We start from the raw sequence: 24,497 nt of genomic DNA on the forward strand, positions 1-24,497 counted from the left end.
AGTTGAAGATCTGAAAACGGAACCGAGGAAAATCCGGAGTCCGACGCGGGAACGCGTTCGGGGGTGCGTTCCCGCGCCGGACTCGGCGGGCGCGCGTCAGGCGCCGGCCTTCTTCGCCGTGGGTGAATCGGGCGAGAGACGGCGTTCGCGGATGATCGGCAGCAGCCGGTCGATGAACGCCTGCAGCGTGCACGAGCCTTCGAGAGACTTGTCCGCGCGCGAGCGCACGTTGACGAGCCCCGCCTCCATCTCCTTCGCGCCGACGACGAGCATGTGCGGCACCTTGTCGAGTTCGGCGCGGCGGATCTTCGCGCCGAGCTTGTCGGAATGTTCGTCCACGCCCGCGCGGATGCGGTGCGCCTTGAGCTCGTCGCGCATTTTCCGAGCCGCGGGAACGAGCGAGTCGTTGAGCGGCAGGATGCGCACCTGCTCAGGCGCGAGCCACGTCGGGAAGTCTCCCGCGAAATGTTCGATGAGGATGCCGACGAAGCGCTCCATCGAGCCGAACGGCGCGCGGTGAATCATCACCGGGCGGCACGGGCGGTTGTCCGGGCCGGAGTATTCGAGCTTGAAGCGCTCCGGCAGATTGAAGTCCACCTGCACGGTGCCGAGCTGCCAGCCGCGCCCGAGGACGTCCTTCACGACGAAGTCGATCTTCGGACCGTAGAACGCGGCCTCGCCCTTTTCCTCGCTGACGGGAACGCCGAGCGTCGCCGCCGCCGCGCGGCACGCGTTTTCCGCCTTGTTCCAATTTTCGTCCGTGCCGATGTACTTCGACGACTCGGGATCGCGCAGTCCGACGCGCACGGAATAATTCGTCATGCCCAGCGTCGAGAGAATGATCTTCACGAGCTCGAGGCAGCCGAGCACTTCCTGCCCGATCTGGTCTTCCGTGCAGAAGAGGTGCCCGTCGTCCTGCGTGAAGCCGCGCACGCGCGTGAGGCCGTTCAGCTCGCCGGACTGCTCCCAGCGATAGACGGTGCCGAACTCGGCGAGGCGCACGGGCAGATCGCGGTACGAATGCGGCTGCGACGCGAAGATCTTGATGTGGTGCGGGCAGTTCATCGGCTTGAGCAGGAAGCCGTCGAGCTGACCGGCGGTGAGCAGGTTCGCGAGGTCGGCGCAGGACTTGCCCTCCGTCGCGAGCTTCTGAATCTGCTCCTGGTCGATGACGGGCGTGAACTGCGACTCGCGGTAGTACGGGAAGTGCCCCGACGTGCGGTAGAGGTTCAGGTTGCCGATGTTCGGCGTGAAGACCTGCTTGTAGTCCTGGCGGAAGAGCTGCTCGGAGATGAACGTCTGCAGCTCCTGACGCACGATCGCACCGTTCGGCGTCCACAGAATCAGCCCCTGGCCGACGTCTTCGTCGATGTGGAAGAGCCTGAGCTCGCGGCCGAGCTTGCGGTGGTCGCGCTTCTTCGCCTCTTCGAGATTCGTGAGGTAGGCGGCGAGCTCGTCCTTCGACGCGAACGCGACGCCGTAGATGCGCTGCAGCTGCTTGTTGTTCTCGTTCCCGCGGTGATACGCGCCCGCGACGGACATGAGCTTGAACGCCTTGATCTGCGACGTGTAGCGCACGTGCGGACCGCGGCACAGGTCGAGAAATTCGCCGTTGCGGTAGAACGTGATTTTTTCGCCCTCGGGAATGTCCGCCAGGCGGCCGGGCTTGAACTCGCGCAGGTAAGGCGTCTCCGCGACGAGCTTCTCCGCCTCCTCGCGGGAGACTTCGGTGAACTCGAACTTCTGGTTTTCCTTGGAGATCTTGCGCATCTCCGCCTCGATTTTTTCGAGGTCCTCGGCGGTGAACTTGTGCTCGAGGTCGAAGTCGTAGTAAAAGCCGTTTTCGACGGCGGGACCGACGTCGAGCTGCGCTTCCGGGAACAGCCGCAGAACGGCCGCGCCGAGCACGTGCGCCGCGCTGTGGCGGAGTTCTTCAATGGGCGTCAAAGTGGCCATGTGTCGTTTCTCCTTTCGCGGGTTCAGTCGCCGCAGCCGCATCCGCAGTCGCCGTCGCAGCCGCAGTCTCCGCCGCAGCATTCCCCTTCTCCGTCGCCGCCGTGGCAGCCGCAGGAGCAGCCCGGCATGTGCGGATGGCCTTCGGCGATCTCGCGCTTCGTCGCCTCGCGCACCGAGGCGATCTCCACGTCGAAGAAGAGCGTCACGCCCGCGAGCGGGTGGTTGCCGTCCATCTTCACGTTCTCGGCGTCGCTTTCGACGACGGTGAACGCGTGGACGTTCCCGTCCGCCGCCTGCGCGTGGAAGCGCATGCCGGGAACGATGTCGCCCTCGAATTCGATGTTTTTGCGCGGAACGGAAATCACCAGATCGTCGCGCTTGACGCCGTAGCCGAGCTCCGGCGCGACGACGACGCTTTTTTTGTCGCCGACCGCGAGGCCGACGAGCTCGCTCTCGAGCCCGGGAATGATGTTGCCCGCGCCGTGCAGGTATTCGAGCGGCTCGCGCCCGTCGGAGGAATCGATGACGTTCCCATCCTTGTCCTTCAGCGTGTAGTGGAAGCCCACCACGTGGTTGTCTTGAATCTTCATAAAGTCCTTGAGAAAAACGTAATTGAAATTGAATGACGCGGGAACGGCGGAACGGAGCCGCGTTCCCGCGCGAAGCTCATTTCGCCGCGGAAAGGCGCGTCCGGCGCTCGAGCGCGGCCTTGATGAACGCCGCGAAGAGCGGGTGCGGCGCCGAGGGCTTCGACTTGAATTCCGGATGGAACTGCACGCCGACGTACCACGGATGATTCTCCGCCTCGACGATCTCGACGAGATCGAGCTCGGCGTTCACGCCCGCGACCTTCAGCCCCGCGGCGACGAGCGCGTCGCGGTAGCGGTTGTTGTATTCGTAGCGGTGGCGGTGGCGTTCCTGAATCGCGTCCGCGCCGTAGGCCTCCCGCGCGCGCGTTCCCGCGACGAGCGAACAGGCGTAGGCGCCGAGGCGCATCGACGCGCCCTTGTTCACGATCTTCTTCTGCTCTTCCATGATGTCCACGACGGGATTCTTCGTCGCGGGATCGAACTCGGTCGAAGTCGCGTCCGCGAGCCCGAGCACGTCGCGCGCGTATTCGATGACGGCGATCTGCATGCCCAGGCAGATGCCGAAATACGGCACGCCGCCTTCGCGGGCGTAGCGCGCGGCGAAGATTTTTCCGGGAATGCCGCGGTCGCCGAAGCCGCCGGGAACGAGAATGCCGTCCAGGTCCTTCAGCGCCTCCGCGCCCTGCTCCGTCAGATTTTCGGAATCGATGCGTCGGATCTCCACGCCGCAGTCGTTCGCGATCCCGCCGTGCGTGATCGCCTCGTAGATGGATTTGTAGGCGTCCTGCAGCTCGATGTATTTGCCGACGACGCCGATCTTCACGTGATGCGCCGGGTATTTCAGGCGGCGGACGATGTCCTTCCACTGCAGCAGATTGCGGTGGCGGATGTGCGGATGATTTTCGAGATGGAGCGACTTGATGACCTCGTTGTCGAGGTGCTCCGTCGCGAGCATCAACGGCAGCTCGTAGATCGAGAACGGCACGTCGCGGCACTCGACGACGGCGCTCACGGGAACGTTGCAGTAAAGGCTCATCTTCTGGCGCATCTCGAGCGTCAGCGGACGCTCCGTGCGGCAGACGAGAATGTCGGGCTGAATGCCGATCTCGCGCAGTTTCGCGGTGGACTGCTGCGCGGGCTTCGTCTTCATCTCGCCCGCGGCGCGGATGTAGGGCACGAGCGCGCAGTGCACGAAGCAGACGTTGTCGCGCCCCTTGTCGAGCTGGAACTGGCGCAGCGCCTCGAGGAACGGCAGTCCCTCGATGTCGCCCGTCGTCCCGCCGAGCTCCGTGATGAGCACGTCCACGCCTTCGCCGCCGCGCACGATGCGTTCCTTGATCTCGTTCGTGACGTGCGGAATCACCTGCACGGTCTTGCCGAGATAGTCGCCGCGGCGCTCCTTGGCGATGACGGCCTCGTAAATCTTGCCGGAGGAGACGGAGTTGTCGCGCGAGAGCGTTCCCGACGTGAAGCGCTCGTAGTGACCGAGGTCGAGGTCCGTCTCCGCGCCGTCGTCGGTGACGAAGACCTCGCCGTGCTGATACGGCGACATCGTGCCCGGATCCACGTTAAGATACGGGTCGAATTTCTGCATGCGCACCTTCAGCCCGCGCAGCTCCAGCAGCGCGCCGAGCGCCGCCGCCGTAAGCCCTTTTCCCAAAGAAGAAACTACTCCGCCTGTGACAAAAATGTATTTCATAACCTTGGGAATTTAAGATACGCCAAATGCCCGTAAATGGAAAGCGCGATTTCGCCCGCGAAACGCGCGCGGAAACTTCGGGAGACGGGAACGCCGCGGGAACGCCCGCATTCTCCGCCTTTCATTTTCGGGAGAATTGCCGTATGATGCGCGCATGGAAAAGATCATCGCCGTGACCGGCGGAACCGGATTTCTCGGAAGCGCCGTCGTGCGCCGCTGTCTCGAACGCGGCTGGAGCGTGCGCGTCGTCGGGCGGCGGAAGAAGCCGGACGTCGAGACGCCCGGGACGGAGTATTTTTCGTGCGACGTCGGCAAAGACGCGAAGCAGCTCGCGGAAATCTTCGCGGGCGCGGACGCCGTCTTCCACGTCGCCGCCAAGGCCGGCGTCTGGGGCTCCCGCCGCGCGTATTCCGACGCCAACGTCGCGGGAACGCGCAACGTGATCGCCGCCTGCCGCGAAGCCGGCGTGCGCCGTCTCGTGCACACGAGCACGCCCAGCGTCGTCTTCAACGGGCGCGACATCGACGGCGGCGACGAATCGCTCCCGTACTGCTCGCCCCGCTCCGACGCCTGTCTCTACGCGCTTTCGAAGGCGGAGGCGGAACGCCTCGCGCTCGCGGCGGACGGTCCGAAGCTGCGCACGGTCGCCCTGCGCCCGCACCTGATCTGGGGCGAAGGCGATCCGCACCTGATTCCGCGCGTCCTCGAGCAGGCGTCGCTCGGCAGGCTGCGCATCGTCGGCGACGGCAAAAACCGCGTCGATCTCACCCACGTCGAAAACGCCGCGCACGCGCACATGCTCGCGCTCGACGCGCTTTTCCGCGACGACCCGCGCGTCTTCGGGAAAGCCTATTTCGTTTCCGACGGCGCTCCCGTCGCGCTCTGGGACTGGATCGGCGCGTTTCTCGAAGGCGTCGGCGTGCCGCGCCCGCGCGCGGACCGCGCCGTGCCCTTCCGCTCGGCGCGCTTCGCGGGAACGCTGCTCGAAATTTTCTGGAAGCTCTTCGCCGTCGCGGGCGAGCCGCCGATGACGCGCTTCGTCGCCTCCGAACTCGCGAAAAGCCACTGGTTCAAAATCGACGCCGCGCGGCGCAATCTGGGCTACGCGCCCGTCGTCGATCCCGCGGAGGCGTTCGCGCGTCTCGTCAGTCTTTACAAAGGAAGAACATGATCGTTTCTCTGAACGGAAAACTCCTCGAAGCCTCGATTTTCCGCGCCGTCGTCGAATGCGCCGGCGTGGGCTACGAGGTCAACATCCCGCTTTCGACCGCGGAAAAACTGCCCGACGTCGGCGGGAACGTCCGCCTGTTCACGCTGCAGACGTTCCGCGAGGACGGCCAGTCGCTCTACGGATTCGCCGCCGCCGAAGAGCGCGACTTCTTCAAGATGCTGATCGAAAAAGTCAGCGGCATCGGGCCGGGAACGGCGCTGAAGATCTTTTCGCGCCTCTCGCTGCCGGTGCTCCGGGACGCGATCCGCGCCGGCGACGTCGGCATGCTCTCGCAGTGCCCCGGCATCGGGAAAAAGACGGCGGAACGCCTCGTCGTCGAGCTGCGCGACAAGGTCGGCGCCGCCGCGAAGAGCGCTCCCGCCAAAGGCGGCGAAATCCCGGCGACGGCGCTCTCGGGCGACGCGGGAACGCCCTCGGCTCAGGCGGACGCCGTCGCCGCGCTCACGGCGCTCGGCTTCAAGCTCGACCAGGCGGACAAGGCCGTCCGCCGCGCGCTCCGGCAGTGCGGCGACGACGCCTCGACGGAGGCGCTCGTCCGCGCCGCGCTCGGCAACTGACGCGCCGCCGTCATGGGAATCTCCGCGCAGCTTTCGTTTCTGAGCGCGTCCGTGCTGCTGACGCTCGCGCCGGGACCGGACATTCTTTTCGTGCTCGCGAAGAGCCTCGCCGAAGGCGCGCGGGCGGGATTTTCCGTCGCCTGCGGGCTGATCACGGGAACGTTCGTGCACACGGCGCTCGCGGCGTTCGGCGTCTCCCTGCTCATTCGCCAGTCGCCCGCGCTGTTCGGCGCGGTGAAATGGCTCGGCGCGGCGTACCTGATCTTTCTCGGCGTTCGCGCGTGGCGGCATCGCGGCGAAAATCCCGCCGCGGGAACGTCTGCGGGCATGGGCGCGGCGAAGCGCGCGGGAGCGTTCCCGCGGCTGTGGGCGACGGGGCTGCTGATGGCGACGCTCAACCCGAAGCTCATCGTCTTTTTTCTCGCGTTCCTCCCGCAGTTTCTCCCGCGCGACGTCGCGGATCCGCGCACGTGCCTGCTCCTGCTCGGCGCGATTTTTTCCGCTCAGGCGCTGGCGGTCTTTTCGTGCGTCGCCGTCTTCGCGGGAAGGCTCTCGCGGGCGCTGCGGGAACGCCCCGCCTCCGCGCGCGTCCTGAACGCGGCGACCGCGCTGACGCTCTTCGCCGTCGCGGCGGGCGTCCTCTTCGCCTCCTGAAAATTTAACGAAGATTTTCGACCGCGAAGTCAAAGGAAGTCAAAGTAAGTCAAAGAAAGTTTTTAACCGCGAATTGACACGAATTTTCACGAATTTCGACCGGCGTTCCCGTGAAAACCGCCTCACTTCTCCAAAAATCTTTGCGTCTTGGCGTCTTTGCGGGGAAAACTTTGCGTTCCCGCGAACGTTTGCCCCAAAAATTTCCGTGTCTTTCCGTGTTTTCCGTGGTTAAAAATTCGGACTTGTCACGGTATTCATAACCGAGGGGCGGCGAATCGCGAACGCCGCCGCGGTCTGATTGCCTTGCTCGAACGGAAAGGTGCGCCCGGGCACAAGTTTTCTTCGCGTCCGAAATTTGCTCGCCGCGGCGCGGGCGGCGCGTTAGCGTTCCCGCATCATGAACGGAGAAATTTCCTGGGAACACATGCTGACCGTGCTCGCGCTGACGACGTTCGCGGGCATGGCGACGGGCATCGGCGGCGCCGTCGGCTTTTTCGTCAAAAAGAACGACGTGCGCCTGCTCACGTTTCTGCTCGGGCTCTCCGCCGGCGTCATGGTGTACATCAGCTTCGTCGAGCTGCTCGCCTCGGCGCAGGATTCGCTGGCGGAGGCGCACGGGAAGTTCTCCGGGCATCTGATCGGGCTTTCGGCGTTTTTCGGCGGCATGCTCGTCGCGATGCTGATCGACCGGCTCGTTCCCGAAGACGAGAATCCGCACGAGGCGCACGGCCCCGCGGAGCTGCACGTTCCCGTGGCGCCGCCGAAGCAGGACGCCGCGACCGCGCTGAAGATGCGGCGCTCCGGTCTGCTCTTCGCGCTCGCGATCGGCATCCACAATTTTCCTGAAGGCATGGCGACGTTCGCGGCGGGCATGAACTCGCTCACGCTCGGCGTGCCGATCGCGCTCGCCGTCGCGCTGCACAACATTCCCGAAGGCATCACGGTCTCCGTTCCCGTCTATCACGCGACGGGCTCGCGCGCCAAGGCGTTCAAGTACTCGATTCTCTCGGGGCTTTCGGAGCCGGTCGGCGCGGCGATCGCGATGGCGTTTCTCTATCCGTTCCTTTCGGAGACGACGCTCGCCGTGCTCTTCGCGGCGGTCGCGGGAACGATGGTCTTCATCGCGTTCGACGAGCTGCTGCCGATGGCGGAGCGCTGGGGCTTCCACCACATTTCGATCTACGGGATCATCGCGGGCATGCTGCTGATGGGCTTCACGCTCGCGGTGATCTGACGCGGGCTTTTTCAGTCGAGCAGAATCAGCGCCATGATGACGAGATTTTCCGCGCCCGTGTTGAGCAGGCCGTGGGAATGCCCGTGCGGCGTGAACGTGACGTCGCCGACGCCGATTTCGCGCACGTTCCCGTCGTCGTTGTAGGCGCCGCGGCCCGCGAGCACGTAGTAGGTCTCGCTCTCGTTCATGTGCTTGTGGAAGCCGATTTCGCAGCCCGGCTCGAGCGTGACCCGCGCGTACATGCGCGCGGAGCGCTTCATCTGCTCCGCGTCAAGCAGATGATTGATGATGACGTGTCCCTTGCCGCCGGCAAGGCCTTCGATGCGTACGGTTTTCGTTGCCATGGTCGCCGATTTTACGCCGCGGCTCCGAGAAAATAAACCCCTAATAAACCCTGAACCTTAAACCCTAACCCATAAACCTTAAACCATAACCGGCTCCGAAGGAGCTTTACTCGCTTGCCGCGCGCGTTCCCGCGAAACATTATCGCGGAAACGGCGTTTAAGGGAAAATCCATGGACGAGAACGAAACCGACATTCTGCTGATGCGGCGCATCGCCGAAGACGACGAGGCGGCCGCGCGCGAGCTCATACTCAAATGGCAGAAGCCGCTGATCAATTTCTTCTGGCGCTCGGTCAACGACGTTCACGCGGCGGAGGATCTCGCGCAGCAGACCTTCGTCAAGCTCTGCCGCAGCGCGGCGAAATACGAGCCCAAGGCGGCGTTTTCCTCGTACCTTTTTCACATCGCGCACAACGTGCTCGTCAGCGATTTCCGCGCGCGTTCCCGCCGGGGCGCCGAGCCGACCGATCCCGCGGAGCTGCCCGCCGTCGCCGCGCCGGACACGGATCTCGCCGAAAACGAGCTGAAGAAGAACTTCGCGCGCGCCGTCGAGGCGCTGCCCGAAAACCAGCGCACGGCGATTCTCCTGCTCTGCCAGCAGGAGCTTTCCTATGCCGAAATCGCCGACGCGATGAGCGCGCCCGTGCAGAACGTCAAAAACTGGATTCACCGCGCGCGGCAGACGCTGCGGGAATCGCTCGCGGAATTTCTCGAAAAATGAACCGCCGCGACGAAACCTTTTCCGGCCTCCGGAGTTTTAAGAAAAGACAAAGCATGAAAAACGAAAGACAAGACGCGGAAGCGACCCTGAACCGGCTCCTGGCGGAAATGCCCGCCGAGCCGAGCGGCGATTTTCCGTCGCGCGTGCTCGCGGAGCTCTCCGCGGGCGACCGCCGCCTCGCGCGCCTCTTCAGAGAAACGCCCGTCGTTCCCGCGCCCGACTTCGCGGAAAAGACGCTCGCCGCGATCCGCGCCGCGAAGGAAGAATCCGCGGACGCCGCCGGGCGGAACGCGGTGCCGTTCCGCCGCCCGCGCTTCTTCGCGGGAACGCGCCTCTTCCGCGCGGCGGCGCTCGCCGCGAGCCTCGCGATCGTCTGCGGCGTCGCGTTCCGCTTCGGCGGGAACGCCTCCGGCGACCGACTCGAAGAACGCCTCGCGCGGACGCTCGCGGACGATCCCGAACTTTACGCGCTCGCGCAGGCGGAGGACGAGACGCCGTCCTTCGACGAGCTGCTCGAAGCCTCGCGGATTCTCTCCAACATCGATCCCAACGTCCTGGAAATCTTCGCCTACAATGATTAAGAAAATCCTTTTCTTGCTCGCCGCGGGCGCGCTCTGCGCCTACGCCGCCGAGAATCCGCACCCGCGCCGACGCGGGAACGACGCGCCGCCGCCCCCGCCGCCGGCGGAAACGGAAGCGGAATGCCGCGACTGCGGACCGCTCCCGCCGCCGCCCCGAAACGTGTCCCCGCAGGAGATGCAGATGCTGAAGACGCTTTTTTCCATGTCCGACGCGGAGCTGGCGCGTATCCGCGAGCTCATTACGCGGCTGGAGCGGACGCCCGAAAGCAGGCGCAGGGAAATGGCGCGCGATCTCGAATGCGCCACTTCGGAAGATCCCGAAACGCGGGAAAAATTCATGACGGAAATGCGCCGCCGCTACGACGAACGCCGCCGCAACCTGCTCGCGCGCTACTACGCGACGCTGCCGGAAGACCGGGCGAAGGCGGAGGCGGAGGCGTTTCTGAAGATGTCCCGGCGGGAGCAGTTCGACTATCTCCGCGAAGTCCGCGAGAAGCTCGGGCTCCCGAAACCGGAAGCCGGCAAGCGCCGCGGCGCGGACAAAAAAGCGCCCCCGCCCCGCGACGGCGAGTGAGCGGCGTTCCCGCCGTTCTCCGCAAAAAAAACGCGCGACGCTTCGGACGCCGCGCGTTTTTCGCGTTCCCGCGCGCGCGGAGGGCGAAGGTTTTGCGTTCCCGCGGAAAAAAGTGTAGCGTCCGCCGCAAGTTATGAGTGAAAAAACGACCGAGATGGCGACGCTCGAAGGCGCGCCGATTTTCCCGCTGCTGGTGAAGTACTCGCTTCCCGCGATCGCGGGCATGGTCGCGTTCTCGCTCTACAACGTCGTGGACAGCATCTTCATCGGCCAATGGATCGGCGCGGACGCGCTGGCGGCGATCGCGATCGCGTTTCCGGTGATGAATCTGACGTTCGCGCTCGGGACGCTCGTCGGCATCGGCGGCGCGGCGGTCACGTCGATCCGGCTCGGCGAAAAGAAGCTCGGCGCCGCCCTCGCCGTGCTCGGGAACGTGCTGCTGATGAGCCTCGCGCTCGGCGTCGGCTTCGGCTGGGGGACGAACGCGTTTCTCGCGCCGATCCTGCGCGCGTTCGGCGCGGGCGAAAACACGCTGGAGCCCGCCTACGACTTCATGCGCGTCATTCTTTTCGGGCTTCCCGCGACGTTCCTGTTCTTCAATCTCAATCACGTGATGCGCGCCTCGGGCTATCCGCGCAAGGCGATGCTTTCGACGATCATCACGGTGCTCGTCAACGTCGCGCTGGCGCCGCTCTTCATCCGCGGCTTCGGCTGGGGCATGCGCGGCGCGGGCGCGGCGACCGTCATCGCGCAGCTTTTCGGTCTGGTCTGGATTCTGGCGCATTTTCTGAATCCGAAGAGCGTGCTCGCGTTTTCGCGCGGCATTTTCCGCCCGAGCTTCGAGGCGATGAGGAGCATCGTCGCCATCGGGCTTTCGCCGTGCCTGATGAACGTCTGCGCCTGCGTGGTGGTGGTCGTCATCAACCGCGCCCTGCTCGAGCACGGAGGCGACGTCGGCGTCGCCGCCTACGGCATTCTGAGCCGCGTGCAGATTCTGATCGCGATGATCGTCATCGGCATCACGCAGGGCATGCAGCCGATCGTGGGCTACAACCACGGCGCGGGCGCGACGGGGCGCGTGCGCGAAACGCTGCGCTACGGCGTGATCGCGGGAACGGCGGTGACGGCGCTCGGCGGGCTCGCCTGCGTGCTCCTGCCGCATCTGATTTCCGTCCAGTTCACGGACGACGCCGCGCTGCTCGCCGTCTCCGACGAAGCGTTGAGCCTCTCCTGTCTGGCGTTCCCGCTCGTGGGCATGCAGATCGTCATCGGCAATTTTTATCAGGCGATCGGGCACGCGAAGCTGGCGATCTTCCTTTCGATGACGCGCCAGATGCTTTTCCTGATTCCGCTGCTGATCGCGTTCCCGCATTTCTGGGGAATGCGCGGCGTGTGGCTGAGTTTCCCCGTCGCGGATTTTCTCGCCTGGGCGCTGAACGTCGTGCTCATTCTCGTCTTTCTCAAGAGCTACTCCGCCGTTCCCGCCGACGTCGCGGGAACGCTCGCGCGCCGCGAAAAAGCCTGAGGCCGCGCGGGCGCGAATTTGCTTTTCGTCGCGCGGGTTTTGAGTCAGAATCGCCGCAATTTTCCGCGTGAGGCATTCGCGCGCTCATCCCGATTGAAACCCGAAATCCGCAAAACAATGAACGAGCGCAAACGCATAGTATTTTTCGCATCGGACGGCATCGCGCTGCCCATTCTGGAGACTTTGATTTCGGCGCCCCTGCGCGCGCAGGTGAGCATCGAGGCCGTTTATTCCCAGCCCGACCGTCCGCACGGACGCGGGCAGAAGGTCAGCCCCAATCCCGTCGCGCGTTGGGCGCGGGACTTCGGCGTGCCGCTTTTTCAGCCCGAAAAACTCGGCGAGGAGGACGCGGCGCGCCTGCGGGAACTGCGCTGCGACATCGGGCTCGTGATGGCGTACGGTCACATTCTGCGCGAGAACCTGCTCGCCGCGCCGACGCTCGGTTTCTACAACTACCACGCGTCGCTGCTGCCGCACTACCGCGGCCCCGCGCCGATCGAGGCCGCCATCGCCAACAACGACGGCGGCGCCGGCGTCACGCTGCAGAAGATCGTTCCCGCGCTCGACGAAGGCGACATCGTCGGCAGCGCGGTCATTCCGCTCGACACGGGTTCGACGCGCGCCTCGCTGCGCGAAAAGATCGCCGAAGCGTGCATCTTCATCACGACGGACACGATTCCGCGCATCATCGCGGGCACTGTCGAGCCGATTCCGCAGAGCGAAAAGCACGTCTCCTACACGCGCAAGATCTCGCGCGCGGACTCCGGGCTGGATTTCCGCGTTCCCGCGAAGCTCCTCAGCGCGCGCGTCCGGGCGCTTTCCGGCTGGCCGGGCTGCACGATTCCCTACGAGGGCATGGAGCTCAAGCTCGGGCACGTCGAGGCGTTCGACGATCCGACGTTCCCGCAGGACGCCGCGCCGGGCACCGTCGTCTCGCGCAACAAGGGCGAGCTCGTCATCGCGACGGGGCGCGGGCTGCTGAACGTGTATTCGCTACAGCGTCCGGGCGGACGCATGCTGCCCGCGCGGGATTTTCTCACGGGGCTGAAGATTCCCGCGGGAACGGTGCTCGAAAGCCGCGAGATGATCCCGCTTTCGCGCGCGACGCCGTGGCCGCGCCCGGCGAAGAAGCCGTCGGGCGCCGACCGGGCGGCTCAGTAGGCGCGCGCGGCGCGGTTTTCGTAGAAATTGACGTACGCGCGGTTGAGGGCCCGGAAGCCGCCGCGCGTCGGATAATTCCCCGTGAAATACCACGCTCCCGCGCTGCCGGGGCACGCCTTGAGCAGGTTGTCGATCGTCTGATAAATCAGCACGAGCTCGCCGTGCCAGTCGCAGTCCGGATAGACGAGCTCGGCGCACTTGCGGGAGATCTCCTCGTCGGAGAACTGCGCGTAAATGCGGCCGACGTGGTTGACCATGTCGGGCTCGGGCTTTTCGAGTTCCCGCACGCAGTCGGCGTAGACTTCGCGGAGAATGTCGCCCTTGCCGCTCTGCTGGCAGAGCTGGACCGCCGCCTGGAACGCGAGGAACTTGCCCAGCTCGCTCATGTCGATGCCGTAGCAGTCCGGATAGCGCACCTGCGGCGCGGACGAGCAGACGATGATCTTTTTCGGATTCGGACGGGAAAGGATCTTGAGAATGGACTCGCGCAGCGTCGTGCCGCGCACGATCGAGTCGTCGATGATGACGAGGTTTTCGCCCTCGCGGACGACGCCGTAGGAAATGTCGTACACGTGCGAGGCGAGGCGGTTGCGCGTCTTTTCCTGCGAAATGAAGGTGCGCAGCTTGATGTCCTTGTGCGCGACTTTTTCGCCGCGCGGCCAGTTGCCCATGATGAGGCGTTCGATGAGCGCCTCGTCCACGGTGCCGTTCTTCACGGCGGCGAGCAGTTCCTCGCGCACTTCGCGGCGACGGCTGACGCGCAGCTCCGCCATCATGCCGTAGTAGGCGGTTTCCGCCGTGTTCGGGATGAACGAGAAGACCGTGTTCGCCAGGTCGTGGTCGATTTCTTCGAGAATCTGCGGCACGAGCGCGGCGCCGAGCGCCTTGCGTTCCCGGTAGATTGCGACGTCGTTCCCGCGCGAGAAGTAGAGCCTCTCGAACGTGCAGTGCGTCTTTTCGCCGGGCTCGAAGATCTTTTCGAAGCGCGTCTCGCCGTGGTTTTCGACGATCATCGCCGAGCCGGGCGTGAGCTCCTCGACCTGACTTTCCTCGGCGTTGAAGATCGTCATCAGCGCCGCGCGTTCGGACGCGACGGCGACGACTTCGTCCGTGCGCAGAATGAAGCACGGGCGGATGCCGTTCGGGTCGCGCATCGCGAACATGTCGCCGTTGCCCGTGACGCCGCAGAGCGCGAAGCCGCCGTCCCACTTGACGGAAGCTTTGCGGAGCACGTCGGCGAGGTCGATGCGGCGGGAAATGATTTCGGGCATTTCACGCCCGGGAACGCCCTTGTCACGCAGCTCGCGGAAAATCGTCGTGTGCGCGTCGTCGAGCCAGAAGCCGAGCTCCTCGAGCAGCGACTGCGTGTCCGTCGAGAACACGGGATGCGCGCCGCGGTTGACGAGGATTTCGTTGAGTTCGCCCGGATTCGTGATCGAAAAATTGCCCGCAATCATCAGGTTGCGCGTCGGCCAGATGGATTTGCGGGCGAAGGGGTGGCAGGTCGAAAGATCGTAGTTGCCGGAAGTGCCGTAGCGGAGATGCCCGATCAGCAGCTCGCCGCCGAAATTGAAGTTCTCCTTCACCGTGGCGGGGATTTCCGGGAAGATTTTGCCCTCGCGGACCTTCTCCTCGTAATCCGCGAGCTGGCGCGAGAACATTTCCGTGAGCGCCCCCGAGCCCAGCGCGCGGTCGCGCGCCATGAAGCTTTCTCCCGCGGGAACGTTGAGCTTCACGCATCCGATGCCGGCGCCGTCCTGTCCGCGGTTGTGCTGCTTTTCCATCAGCAGGAACAGCTGGTTGAAGCCGTACAGCGGCGTCCCATACTTGTGCTCGTAGTATTCGAGCGGTTTCAGAAGCCGGACGACGGCAATTCCGCATTCGTGTTTGATCGGATCGCTCATAGAAAATCGAAGGTGTCTAAAGAAAATCCTGTTGCGCCTCCCGCCTCAACAAAAAAACGCGCCGGAGAACCCGCGCGGGAACGCCCGCGGGCGCAAAAAAAGCCCGCGGCGTTTCGCGGGCTTTTTCGTGGTTGTCCGACCAGGATTCGAACCTGGACAAAGTGAACCAAAATCACTTGTGCTGCCATTACACCATCGGACAATTTTCGAAAAGAAGGCTTTCAAAAAAATTGTAAGGCGAAAACCTTGTCAACGCGTTTCCGCAGGCGCGCCTCACTTGATCAGCGCGGCGCGGATGCGCTCGAGCTCGCGCACCTTTTCCGGACGGATTTCGCAGAGGCCGCGTCCGAGCTGGAGCGCGATCGCGAGCGTGTGGCAGTACGCGTCGAGAATCTCCACGCGCCAGTAGGCGTCTTCGGCGTTCTTGCCCCAGCAGAGCACGCCGTGATTCTTCATGATGACGGCCTGGTGCCCGCGCGCGCATTCGGCGACGGTTTCGGCGAGCTCGGGCGCGCCCGGCGTCTGGTACTCCGCGATGCCGATGCTGCCGAGGAAGATTTCCGCTTCGGGAATGATGCCCTTGGCGGGAACTTCGTTGGAGATCGCGAAGGCGGTCGCGTGCGGCGGATGCGCGTGGACGCAGGCGCGCGCGTTCGGGACGCGCTTGAGCACTTCGAGGTGCGTCATCGCCTCGCTCGTGCGGCGCCGCGTTCCCGCGAGCTGATTGCCCGCGAAGTCGATCAGGCAGATGTCCTCGGGCTTCATGAAGCCTTTGGAGACGAGCGTCGGCGTGCACAGGACGAGGTCGTCGCCCACGCGGACGGTGATGTTGCCGCCGTTGCCGTCCACGAAATCCTTGGCCCAGATGCGGCGGCCGATGTCGCACATCTGCGACTTGATCCGGCTGATTTCGGGCGATCCGAAGAACGCCTCGATTTCCTCGGGCGTCTTCGCGTCGGCGCCCGGCGTCCATTCGTAGGCTTTGCCGAAGGGATTGACGGGGGCGACCTTCGCGGTCTTTTTTTCGAGAAGCGCGTCGAGCTTGGCTTCGATCGCGTTCAGGCGGGTTTCGATGTCGGAATTTTCCATGTCGATGAAACGAGGGGTTGAAAAAAAATCAGTTGGCGAAACGGAAGACGGCGACGTCGCCGTCCCTGAAGACGTATTCCTTGCCTTCGAGGCGGTACTTGCCGGCTTCGCGCGCGGCGGCGACGGAACCCGCGGCGATCAGGTCTTCGTAGGAGACGACGTCCGCCTTGATGAAGCCCTTTTCGAAATCGGTGTGGATGATGCCCGCGCACTGCGGCGCCGTCATGCCTTTCCGAAACGTCCAGGCGTGCACTTCCTTTTCGCCCGCGGTGAAGTAGGAGGCGAGCCCGAGCAGATCGTAGGAAAGGCGGATGAGCTGGGAGACGCCGGAATCCTCCACGCCGAGGCTTTCGAGGAATTCCCTGCCCTCCTCGGGCGAGAGTTCGCAGAGCTCCGCCTCGACCTGCGCGCAGATGACGCAGACGCGCGCGTCGTGGTTGTCCGCGACGTAGCGGCGGACGGCCTCGACGTAGGGATTCCTCGCGGGATCGGCGAGGTGGGACTCGTCCACGTTGCACGCGTAGAGCACGGGCTTCATCGAGAGCAACGAGAACAGCTTCACGCGCTTGAGCTCCTCTTCGTTCATCGGGAGCGACGCCGCCGTCCTGCCTTCGTTGAGGTGCGGAATGAGGCGGTTGAGCAGAGCGACGTTCGCCGCCGCCTCCTTGTCCTGCCCGCGCATCTTCTTCACGTTCTTCTCGAGTTGCGATTCGCACGACTGCAGGTCCGCGAGAACGAGCTCCGTCGTGATCACCTCGATGTCGCGCACGGGATCGACCGAGCCCATGTTGTGTATGATGTCGTCGTTGTCGAAGCAGCGGACGACGTGCACGATGGCGTCCACTTCGCGGATGTTGGCGAGAAACTTGTTGCCGAGCCCTTCGCCCTTGGACGCGCCCGCGACGAGACCGGCGATGTCCACGAACTCGATCGCGGCGGGAATGACGACGTTCGTCTTCGCGAGAACGCGGAGCGGTTCGAGGCGCGCGTCCGGCACTTCGACGATACCCACGTTGGGCTCAATCGTGCAGAAAGGATAATTGGCGGCTTCGGCGTTGCGGGAACGCGTCAGCGCGTTGAAAAGCGTGCTTTTGCCGACGTTCGGCAAACCGACGATACCTGCTTGTAACATAATGCGTTCATTCTGACATGTCCGCGCGGCTTTTTAAATCCGATTTTTGCCGCGTTCCCGCGCGCCGAGGCACGCGACAATGAAGAACCGCGCGCGACGGCGGGCGTCGCGCGCGGTTCTTCGCGGCTCGGGAACGGCTCAGGCGAGCACGTTGTCGATCAGGCGCGTCCGGGACTCCGTCATGCGCACGGCGACGGCGATCAGCGTCTCTCCTGGCAGGATTTTTTCGAGCGGCGCCATCGTGGAATTGTTCACGATCTCGATGTAGTCCGTCTCGAAGATCGGGTCGGCGGCGAGCGTTTCCGTGAACGCGCGCGCGAGCGTCTTCGCGTCGTCCGTTCCCGCGGCGATCTTTTCGAGCAGCGCGCGGAGCGTCGCCTGGATGCGCGGCGCGGCGGCGCGTTCCCGCGGCGTCAGGTACTGATTGCGGGAGCTGAGGGCGAGCCCGTCGCCTTCGCGGACGATCGGCGCGACGCGCAGCTCCACGGGCATGTGGAGATCGCGCACCATGCGCTTGAGCACGGCGACCTGCTGCGCGTCCTTCTGCCCGAAGACGGCGACGTGCGGCTGCGCGAGATTGAAGAGCAGATTGACGACGGTGCAGACGCCGCGGAAATGCGTCGGGCGGGAACGCCCGCAGAGCCCCTGCGAGCAGGCGTTTTCGGTGACGAAGGTGCTCGCGTCGGGCGCGTAGACGTCGCCGGGCGCGGGCGCGAAAAGCACGTCGACGCCGTGCGCTTCGCAGACCCGCTTGTCCGCCTCGAGCGTGCGCGGGTATTTGTCGTAGTCCTCGTTCGGCCCGAACTGCGTCGGGTTGACGAAGACGGAGACGACGAGCACGTCGGCGAGCGGGCGGGCGGCGTCCATCAGCGAGGCGTGTCCGGCGTGGAGGTTGCCCATGGTCGGCACGAGAGCGATCTTCTTGCCTCGGGCGCGGAGCTCGAGCGCGGTTTTCTGCAGTTCCTTCGGATCGTGAATGACAATCATCTTTGCTGAAAAAATTGCGCCCGAGGATACGCCGCGTTCCCGCCTTCCGCGAGAAAAAACGCGGCGCGGGAACGCCGCCCCGTCACCGCTCTTCGGCGGCGTGCTGTGCGTAGTTCATGATCTCCTCGAGCGAGGTGACGCCGCGCTTCACCTGTTCCCAGCCGCACCGCTGCAGCGAGCGCATGCCTTCGCGCAGCGCCTGTTCGCGGATCTCGCTCGCCGAACGCTTTTCGACGATGAGGTCGTGGATCTTTTCCGAAACGGGAAGAATCTCGAAGATTCCGACGCGCCCGCGGTAGCCGATGCCGCGGCAGTATTCGCAGCCCGCGGGAACGTTCGCCGTGCGGATTTCCGGCGCGAGCGCGGGATCGAGCCCGAGCGCGACGAGGCACGACTTCACGTACGCGGGATCGTATTTCGCGGGCTTCGAACAGCGCAGGCAAAGCCGCCGCACGAGCCGCTGCGCGATGATCATCTCCACCGAGGAGGCGATGAGAAACGGCTCGATGCCCATGTCCGTGAGCCGCGTGAGCGCGCCGGGCGCGTCGTTCGTGTGCAACGTGGAAAGCACGAGGTGCCCCGTGAGCGCGGCGCGGATCGCGATGTCGGCGGTCTCGCCGTCGCGGATTTCGCCGACCATGACGACGTCCGGGTCCTGACGCAGAATGCTGCGGAGCACGTTCGCGAACGTGAGCCCGATTTCGCTCTGCACCTGCGTCTGATTCACGCCGGGCACTTCGTATTCGACGGGATCCTCGACGGACATGAGGCGCAGGTTCGGCGTGTTGATGCGGCGCAGAAACGCCGTCAGCGACGTCGATTTGCCCGAGCCCGTCGGTCCCGTGACGAGAATGATGCCGTGCGGCAGGCGCAGGTGCGCGTTGATCGTCGCCTCGTCGTCGGGCAGGAAGCCGAGATCGCCGATCGTCAGCGACTGCGCCTTCGTGCCGAGCAGACGGAGCGAGACGGATTCGCCATAGAGCGTCGGCAGCGTCGAGACGCGGATGTCGATGGTCTCGCCGTTCTGCTGGGTGAAGGTGATGCGCCCGTCCTGCGGGCGACGGCGCTCGGAAATGTTCAGCCGCGCCATGATCTTGATGCGCGAGATGATCGCCGCCTGGAATTTGACGAGATTGTCCGGCACGTTCACGGGAACGAGCTCGCCGTCGATGCGGTAGCGTATGGCGAGCGTGTCCTTCTGCGGCTCGAAATGGATGTCGGTGGCGCGGTCGTTCGCGGCCTTCTGCACGATCTCGTTCACGAAGCGGATGATCGCGGCGTTCTCGTCCTCCTCGTCTTCGATCTTTTCCTCGGCGAGGTCGTCGAGCGTCGCTTCGTCGAGCGAGCCGGAGCCGACGCCGAAGCGCTTCGCGATGGTCTCGGAAATCATGTCCGGCGCCGCCATGATCCAGCGCGGGCGCCTGCCGCAGAGCGCGTAGATCCAGTCCGCCATGCGCGGCTCGGGCGGCCAGCCCGCGGCGAGCGTGAGCGTTCCCGCGGGCGCGTCCGCGCGGACGACGGGCAGGCATTGGTATTCGTGAATCAGGCGCAGCGGGAACGCGGCGCAGTCGGGCGCCAGCTCGAAGCGCGGCGCGAACGCGAGCCCCTCGCGCGCGGCGAGCCGCTCGGCGACGCGCGTCGTCGTCGTTCCCGTCGTCTCCGAAACGAGACGGCAGCGCAGCTCGAGCGGCGCGTCGAAGATTTCGCGCGCGCGTTCGGCGGAGATTTCGGGGAAAATTTCGGTGAGGTTTTCGGCGGTGATCACGATGAGAAACTTTCGTCTGCGAAGGAAAACTGCCTCAGAGCATGCGCGCTGCGGCATCTTCGGACAACGCAAAACCGCGCGGAAAGTTTCGCGGAAAGACGCCGTCGCGGCGTCCGTTTCTCAGCCGCGACGCGCGGGTTTCGGAGGCGCGTGGATGATGACGAGGCGGTTCACCGCGCGCGAAATCGCGGCATAGACGCGGCGCGGGCTCCAGTCGGAGGAACTTTCGTCGAGCTCGAAGAGGACGAGCGTTCCCGTCTCGCAGCCCTTGAAGCGCATGCAGGTGAAGTATTCGATCGTTCCGTCTTCGAAACGGCGCAGCGGCGGGGAGACGACGCGGAAACCGCCGACTTCGGCGGCGGAGCCGATGCTGGTGTCTTCGGGACGCGCGCGCGGCCCGATGATGGTGACGTCCGAGGCGGGAACGCTGCGCGTGCGCAGGCTGCCGAGCGTCTCCGCGAGCGCGGCGCGGCATTCCTCCGCCGTCTTCGGGAAAAATTCGCGGACGGGTTCGCCCTCCGGCGTTTCCGCGGGAAGCTCCGTTCCGTCCGGAAGGCGCTTGCGCACGGCTTCGAAGATCGCGCGCGTGTTGCGGCAGTTGCGCGAAAGCACGTGCTCGGGCGCGTCCGCGAGCGAAGGCGGGAGCGCCAGCTCGTCGCGGAAGATGTTCTGATTCGGATCGTAAAAAATCACGAAATCGCCTTCGGGCTTCGTCATCGCCTCGACGGCGAGCCACATTTCCGGAGAAAAATCCTGGGCTTCGTCGACGATCACGGCGTCGAATTTCAGCGGCGACTCGCGGAGATTTTCCGCGAGGCGGCGCGGGAGCTCCTCGAAAAACGCGGTGCGCAGCTCCGGCGGCACGGCGTCGCGCTCCGCGTCGGAGATGCCGAGACGTTCCCGCGCGAAGACGGAAAACGCGCGGACGAAGATGTTCGGGCGATTTTTCGCGGATTCGCGGAAATTTTCGCAGAGCAGCAGGTTGTAGCACAGCAGCAGCACGCTCTTGCCCGCGTCGGCGAGACGCTTCGCCTTTTCGAGGGCGAGAAGAGATTTGCCCGTTCCCGCGCCGCCGCGCACGCGGAAGCGCGCCAGCCCGCGCGTCGAGGCGTTGAGCACGCGCCCCTGCTCTTCCGTGAGGCGCAGAAACACCGCGCGTTCCTCCGCCGAATGGTCGCGAAGACGTTCGGCGATTTCGACGAGCCCGCGCAGCGCGCACTTCACGAGCAGCTCGTCGCAGTGCCGCCGCGCGTCCTCGCGGGAACGCGCGTTGCGCAGAAAATTTTCGACGACGGCGGGAAGGTCGTCCAGATCGTCCTTCCAAATCGCGTTCCCGCGAGCTTCCGGCGGCAGCGAATCGCTCCACACGCAGTCCGGAAAGCACGGCACGCCGACGACGGGAAACGGCAGGCGCTCTCTGCCGAAGAAGCCCAGTTCGCGCCTGAGGTATTCGCGGACGAATTCGACCTCGCTCCCGACCTGTTCCCAAGGCGAACGTTCGCGCGCGCGGCCGTTCTGCAGCCATTTTCCGCCGCGGCGGGCGAAGACGCCGCTCTTCACCTCAATCGCGAACACGCCGAAAATTTCGTGGTGCAGCAGAAAATCGATTTCGCCGCAGACGTAAGGCTGGAAGCGCGAGACGTTCGTCGTGTATTCGAGATTCGTCAGCACGGTCCACTCGTCGGAAAACTGTTCGAGAATCTTTTTCAGGACGCGGTTTTCCGCCGCGTTGCGCATGCGCGGAGCGCCTTCGGAATCGAGGAGGACGGGATAAATTTTAGCCATAGGGAAAAGAGATTCGGATTTTTCGGAGAAACGGGGCGCGGGAACGTCACTGCGGGGGCGGCGTGCAGCGCGCGCGGAAGACGTCCGGGTACGGATAGTGCAGAATGTATTTGCCGGAAAAATACGCGTCGCCGAGCAGCGATTCGAGCTCGACGATCTTCGCGGGAACGACGCCGAGCGCGTCGTTTTCGGGCGCGAGCTCGCCGCCTTTCCAGTAGAGCACGCCGTTCGCGAGCGAATGTTTCCTGCCGGGAGCGATCAGCTTTTTCACGAGCCCGAAGAACGCGGGAAGATTCGTGACTGCGCGCCCCGTGACGAAATCGAAATGCTTGCCGAGTTTTTCGACGCGGCCGACGCGCGTCTCGACGTTCTTCAGGCCGAGCTTTTCCGCGACGTCGGAGACGACGAGGATTTTTTTCGCCACGGAGTCCATCAGCGTGAAATGCGCCTGCGGGAACAGCACGGCGAGGAGCAGTCCCGGGAAGCCGCCGCCCGTGCCGACGTCGATCACGCGCGCGCCCGCCATGAGCCTGAGGAACGTTCCCGCGGCGAGGCACGGCGCGTAGTGGTGCCATTCGAGATTGTCCACGTCCTTGCGCGAAACGAGATTGATCTTCGCGTTCCATTCGCGGTGAAGCGCCGCCATGGCTTCGATTTTTTCCCACGCGTCGGCGGGAACGGACGGGAGGACGGATTTTAACTTCTCGACGGCTTCGGACATTTCTTGAAGGTGTAGGGTGTAACGTGTAAGGTGTAAGGAAAATCAGCGCTCAAGGAACAACGACGCGAAAAGCTTCTCCGCCTTTACACATTCCACGCTCCACCTTACACCGCGCTTCGCGCGTCACGACACTCCGCGCTTGCTCGTGCGGTAGAAATCGACGAGCTTCTGAATGTGCGGGTTCGCCGCGAGCTCGGGATCGGCGAGGATTTTTTCCAGCGCCTGCGTGCGGTTCAGATTTTCGTGGTAAATGATGCGGTGCGCGAGGCGGAGCGCCTTGACGTCTTCCGCGGGGAAGCCGTTGCGCTGCAGCGCGACGACGTTGACCATCTTCGCGGAAACGTCCGTCGTGCCTTCGACGATCATGTAGGGCGGCACGTCCTGCGTGATGCGCGACATCGCCGCGAGCATCGCGTAGTCGCCGATGCGCGCGAACTGGTGAATGCCCGTGCCCCAGCCGAAATTCACGTGGTCGCCGCAGACGACGTGCCCCGCGAACGCCGCCTGCGAGCTCATCACGAGAAAGTTCCCGATTTGGCAGTCGTGCGCGACGTGCGAATAGGCGAGAATGTTGTTGTCGTTCCCGAGCGTCGTGAACTCGCCGTCCTTCGTGCCGCCGTGAATCGTGACGTATTCGCGGAACGTGTTGCGGTCGCCGATCTTGAGCCCGACGCGCCCGCCGACGTATTTCAGGTCCTGCGTCTTTCCGCCGATGACGGCAAAAGGATAGACCTCGTTGTTCTCGCCCATCGTGGTGAAGCCTTCGACGCAGGCGTGGTGGTGGATCACCGTTCCCGCGCCGAGCGTGACTTCGCCGCCGATGTAGGCGTAGGCGCCGATTTCGACGTTTTCTCCGAGCTGCGCGCCCGGCTCGATTATCGCTGTGGGATGAATCATTTTTTTCGGAAAGATTGGAAATCTCGGCCTGAAGAAGAACTTCACGCCGTGAGCGTTTTTCAGAATTTCGGCGCTTCGGTGACGGTGAACATCACTTCGGCGGAGGAGACGACGTCTTCGCCGACCTTGCATTCGGCTTCCGCCGCGACGATCTTGTTCCCGCGGTTCTTCGTGATCTTCGCGTGAATGACGACCTGGTCGCCCGGCGTGACCGGCTTGCGGAACTTCACCTTGTCCGCGCTCATGAAGAAGCAGACCTTGCCGTCGATGCTCGCCTTGGAAAGCAGCAGCAGGCCGGAGACCTGCGCCATCGCCTCGAGCTGCAGCACGCCCGGCATGACGGGATTGCCCGGGAAGTGTCCCTGGAAGAAGGGCTCGTTCAGCGTCACGTTCTTCACCGCCGTGATTTCCTGCGCCTCGTGGTCGATGTCGAGCACGCGGTCCACGAGCGCGAACGGATAGCGGTGCGGCACGAGGTTGAGAATCTGCCGGATGTTCAGCGACTTCGCGTCGGGCGAGACGACGACCTTCGCGGGCTCCGCCTTTTTCTTCGGCGCGAGCATCTGTTCGCGGATCTTCGCGGAGAGCTTCGCGTTGAGCGCGTGGCCCGTGCGCACGGCGATGATGTGCGCCTTCAGCGGCGCGCCGAGCAGCACGAGGTCGCCGACGAGGTCCATGATCTTGTGGCGCACGAACTCGTCCTTGAAGCGCAGCGGTTCCTTGGAAATGATCTTGTCGCCGCGAATGACGATCGCGGAATCGAGCGATCCGCCCTGGATCAGCCCCTGCTTCAGCAGCGGTTCGATTTCCTCGTAAATCGTGAACGTGCGCGCGGGAGCAATGAACGCCTCGTAGATTTCCGGGGAAATGTCGATCGTCAGGTGCTGCGTGTGCACGCCGCGGTCGTCGGCGGAAGTGCAGGTGATGCGCAGCCCGTCGTGCGGAAGCGCGATGATGGAGCGGTTGCCGTCGGTCACGGAAACGGGCTCCTTCAGTTCGAAATATTTGCGTTCCTTGTCCTGTTCGACGATGCCCGCCTCCTGGACGAGAAGCACGTAGGGGCGCGCGGAGCCGTCGAGAATCGGCGGCTCGGACTCGTTCATCTCGACGTAGCAGTTGTCCACGCCCATGCCGGCGAGCGCGGAGTTGACGTGCTCGATGGTGTGCAGCTTGATGTGGTTCTGCTCGACGGTCGTCTGGCGCTGCATTTCCGAGCCGAGCACGAGATCGACGAGCGGACGCACTTCGGGCTTGCCGTAGAGATCCACGCGGCGGAAGACGATGCCCGTGTCGGCGGGAGCGGGCTTGAGCGTGAGCGTCACGTCCTTGCCGGTGTGAAGCGCTTTTCCGCGGATGGAGACTTCTTTCTGAATCGTGCGTTGTTTCATAAA

22 protein-coding genes and 1 tRNA gene are annotated in these 24,497 nt (G+C 64.4%); 9 read left to right on the forward strand and 14 right to left on the reverse strand.

The annotated features are described in order from the left end of the window. Positions 1-96: 96 nt before the first annotated feature. The 3 genes from thrS to ACQREB_RS00970 all read right to left on the reverse strand — a co-directional run bounded on the left by thrS (position 97) and on the right by ACQREB_RS00970 (position 4,245). The gene (gene thrS / locus ACQREB_RS00960) at positions 97-1,956 is read right to left on the reverse strand and encodes a threonine--tRNA ligase (protein WP_427764198.1); all 1,860 of its coding nucleotides are present in this window, start codon (positions 1,954-1,956) and stop codon (positions 97-99) included. Positions 1,957-1,979: 23 nt separating this feature from the next. Continuing rightward, on the reverse strand, positions 1,980-2,546 hold the full coding sequence (locus ACQREB_RS00965; protein ID WP_427764200.1) for an FKBP-type peptidyl-prolyl cis-trans isomerase: 567 nt from the start codon (positions 2,544-2,546) through the stop codon (positions 1,980-1,982). 76 nt (positions 2,547-2,622) lie between these two features. Then, complete coding sequence (locus tag ACQREB_RS00970; RefSeq protein WP_427764202.1) at positions 2,623-4,245, reverse strand: CTP synthase; 1,623 nt, start codon at positions 4,243-4,245, stop codon at positions 2,623-2,625. Between the two features lie 154 nt (positions 4,246-4,399). On the opposite strand from ACQREB_RS00970, the gene ACQREB_RS00975 reads away from it, so the two are divergent. The 4 genes from ACQREB_RS00975 to zupT all read left to right on the forward strand — a co-directional run bounded on the left by ACQREB_RS00975 (position 4,400) and on the right by zupT (position 7,921). Then, complete coding sequence (locus ACQREB_RS00975) at positions 4,400-5,416, forward strand: NAD-dependent epimerase/dehydratase family protein (protein WP_427764203.1); 1,017 nt, start codon at positions 4,400-4,402, stop codon at positions 5,414-5,416. Then, positions 5,413-6,033 (forward strand): Holliday junction branch migration protein RuvA, encoded by a 621-nt coding sequence (ruvA, locus tag ACQREB_RS00980; protein ID WP_427764206.1) that lies wholly within the window; start codon positions 5,413-5,415, stop codon positions 6,031-6,033. The genes ACQREB_RS00975 and ruvA overlap by 4 nt, the downstream gene beginning before the upstream one ends. Positions 6,034-6,045: 12 nt before the next feature. Next, complete coding sequence (locus tag ACQREB_RS00985; RefSeq protein WP_427764207.1) at positions 6,046-6,687, forward strand: LysE family translocator; 642 nt, start codon at positions 6,046-6,048, stop codon at positions 6,685-6,687. A 397-nt stretch (positions 6,688-7,084) separates the two neighbouring features. After that, positions 7,085-7,921, forward strand: coding sequence for a zinc transporter ZupT (zupT, locus tag ACQREB_RS00990; protein WP_427764208.1), 837 nt, complete (start codon positions 7,085-7,087; stop codon positions 7,919-7,921). 11 nt (positions 7,922-7,932) lie between these two features. On the opposite strand, the gene ACQREB_RS00995 is transcribed toward zupT, so the two are convergent. After that, complete coding sequence (locus ACQREB_RS00995; protein ID WP_427764210.1) at positions 7,933-8,265, reverse strand: cupin domain-containing protein; 333 nt, start codon at positions 8,263-8,265, stop codon at positions 7,933-7,935. Positions 8,266-8,436: 171 nt separating this feature from the next. On the opposite strand from ACQREB_RS00995, the gene ACQREB_RS01000 reads away from it, so the two are divergent. From ACQREB_RS01000 to fmt, 5 genes are all read left to right on the forward strand, one after another. After that, on the forward strand, positions 8,437-8,985 hold the full coding sequence (locus tag ACQREB_RS01000; protein WP_427764211.1) for an RNA polymerase sigma factor: 549 nt from the start codon (positions 8,437-8,439) through the stop codon (positions 8,983-8,985). Between the two features lie 53 nt (positions 8,986-9,038). Further along, positions 9,039-9,566 (forward strand): hypothetical protein, encoded by a 528-nt coding sequence (locus tag ACQREB_RS01005; protein ID WP_427764213.1) that lies wholly within the window; start codon positions 9,039-9,041, stop codon positions 9,564-9,566. Continuing rightward, positions 9,559-10,140, forward strand: coding sequence for a hypothetical protein (locus ACQREB_RS01010; RefSeq protein WP_427764214.1), 582 nt, complete (start codon positions 9,559-9,561; stop codon positions 10,138-10,140). The genes ACQREB_RS01005 and ACQREB_RS01010 overlap by 8 nt, the downstream gene beginning before the upstream one ends. A gap of 133 nt (positions 10,141-10,273) precedes the next feature. Beyond that, positions 10,274-11,665, forward strand: coding sequence for an MATE family efflux transporter (locus ACQREB_RS01015; RefSeq protein ID WP_427764216.1), 1,392 nt, complete (start codon positions 10,274-10,276; stop codon positions 11,663-11,665). A 117-nt stretch (positions 11,666-11,782) separates the two neighbouring features. Continuing rightward, positions 11,783-12,826 (forward strand): methionyl-tRNA formyltransferase, encoded by a 1,044-nt coding sequence (gene fmt / locus ACQREB_RS01020; protein ID WP_427764218.1) that lies wholly within the window; start codon positions 11,783-11,785, stop codon positions 12,824-12,826. Here fmt and ACQREB_RS01025 read toward each other — a convergent pair. The 10 genes from ACQREB_RS01025 to ACQREB_RS01070 all read right to left on the reverse strand — a co-directional run bounded on the left by ACQREB_RS01025 (position 12,820) and on the right by ACQREB_RS01070 (position 24,494). Next, the gene (locus ACQREB_RS01025; protein ID WP_427764220.1) at positions 12,820-14,730 is read right to left on the reverse strand and encodes an amidophosphoribosyltransferase; all 1,911 of its coding nucleotides are present in this window, start codon (positions 14,728-14,730) and stop codon (positions 12,820-12,822) included. The genes fmt and ACQREB_RS01025 overlap by 7 nt on opposite strands. Before the next feature lie 128 nt (positions 14,731-14,858). Beyond that, positions 14,859-14,932, reverse strand: a tRNA-Gln gene (locus tag ACQREB_RS01030). A 71-nt stretch (positions 14,933-15,003) separates the two neighbouring features. Beyond that, positions 15,004-15,819, reverse strand: coding sequence for a class II aldolase/adducin family protein (locus ACQREB_RS01035; RefSeq protein ID WP_427764221.1), 816 nt, complete (start codon positions 15,817-15,819; stop codon positions 15,004-15,006). A gap of 28 nt (positions 15,820-15,847) precedes the next feature. Continuing rightward, a complete protein-coding gene (gene ychF / locus ACQREB_RS01040) occupies positions 15,848-16,954 on the reverse strand; it encodes a redox-regulated ATPase YchF (protein WP_427764711.1) in 1,107 nt (368 codons plus the stop codon). 135 nt (positions 16,955-17,089) lie between these two features. Continuing rightward, entirely contained in the window at positions 17,090-17,938 is an 849-nt protein-coding gene (gene panC, locus ACQREB_RS01045) for a pantoate--beta-alanine ligase (RefSeq protein ID WP_427764223.1), read from the reverse strand. A gap of 82 nt (positions 17,939-18,020) precedes the next feature. Further along, a complete protein-coding gene (locus ACQREB_RS01050) occupies positions 18,021-19,703 on the reverse strand; it encodes a GspE/PulE family protein (protein ID WP_427764226.1) in 1,683 nt (560 codons plus the stop codon). 120 nt (positions 19,704-19,823) lie between these two features. Next, entirely contained in the window at positions 19,824-21,488 is a 1,665-nt protein-coding gene (locus ACQREB_RS01055; protein WP_427764228.1) for an NERD domain-containing protein, read from the reverse strand. A 46-nt stretch (positions 21,489-21,534) separates the two neighbouring features. After that, complete coding sequence (locus tag ACQREB_RS01060) at positions 21,535-22,209, reverse strand: 16S rRNA (guanine(527)-N(7))-methyltransferase RsmG (protein ID WP_427764229.1); 675 nt, start codon at positions 22,207-22,209, stop codon at positions 21,535-21,537. A gap of 123 nt (positions 22,210-22,332) precedes the next feature. Beyond that, a complete protein-coding gene (gene lpxA / locus ACQREB_RS01065; protein WP_427764232.1) occupies positions 22,333-23,106 on the reverse strand; it encodes an acyl-ACP--UDP-N-acetylglucosamine O-acyltransferase in 774 nt (257 codons plus the stop codon). Positions 23,107-23,165: 59 nt separating this feature from the next. Beyond that, the gene (locus ACQREB_RS01070) at positions 23,166-24,494 is read right to left on the reverse strand and encodes a bifunctional UDP-3-O-[3-hydroxymyristoyl] N-acetylglucosamine deacetylase/3-hydroxyacyl-ACP dehydratase (RefSeq protein WP_427764234.1); all 1,329 of its coding nucleotides are present in this window, start codon (positions 24,492-24,494) and stop codon (positions 23,166-23,168) included. Positions 24,495-24,497: the final 3 nt, after the last annotated feature.

It is taken from the genome of Candidatus Spyradosoma sp. SGI.093 (assembly GCF_050314555.1).
GTDB lineage: Bacteria > Verrucomicrobiota > Verrucomicrobiia > Opitutales > UBA953 > Spyradosoma.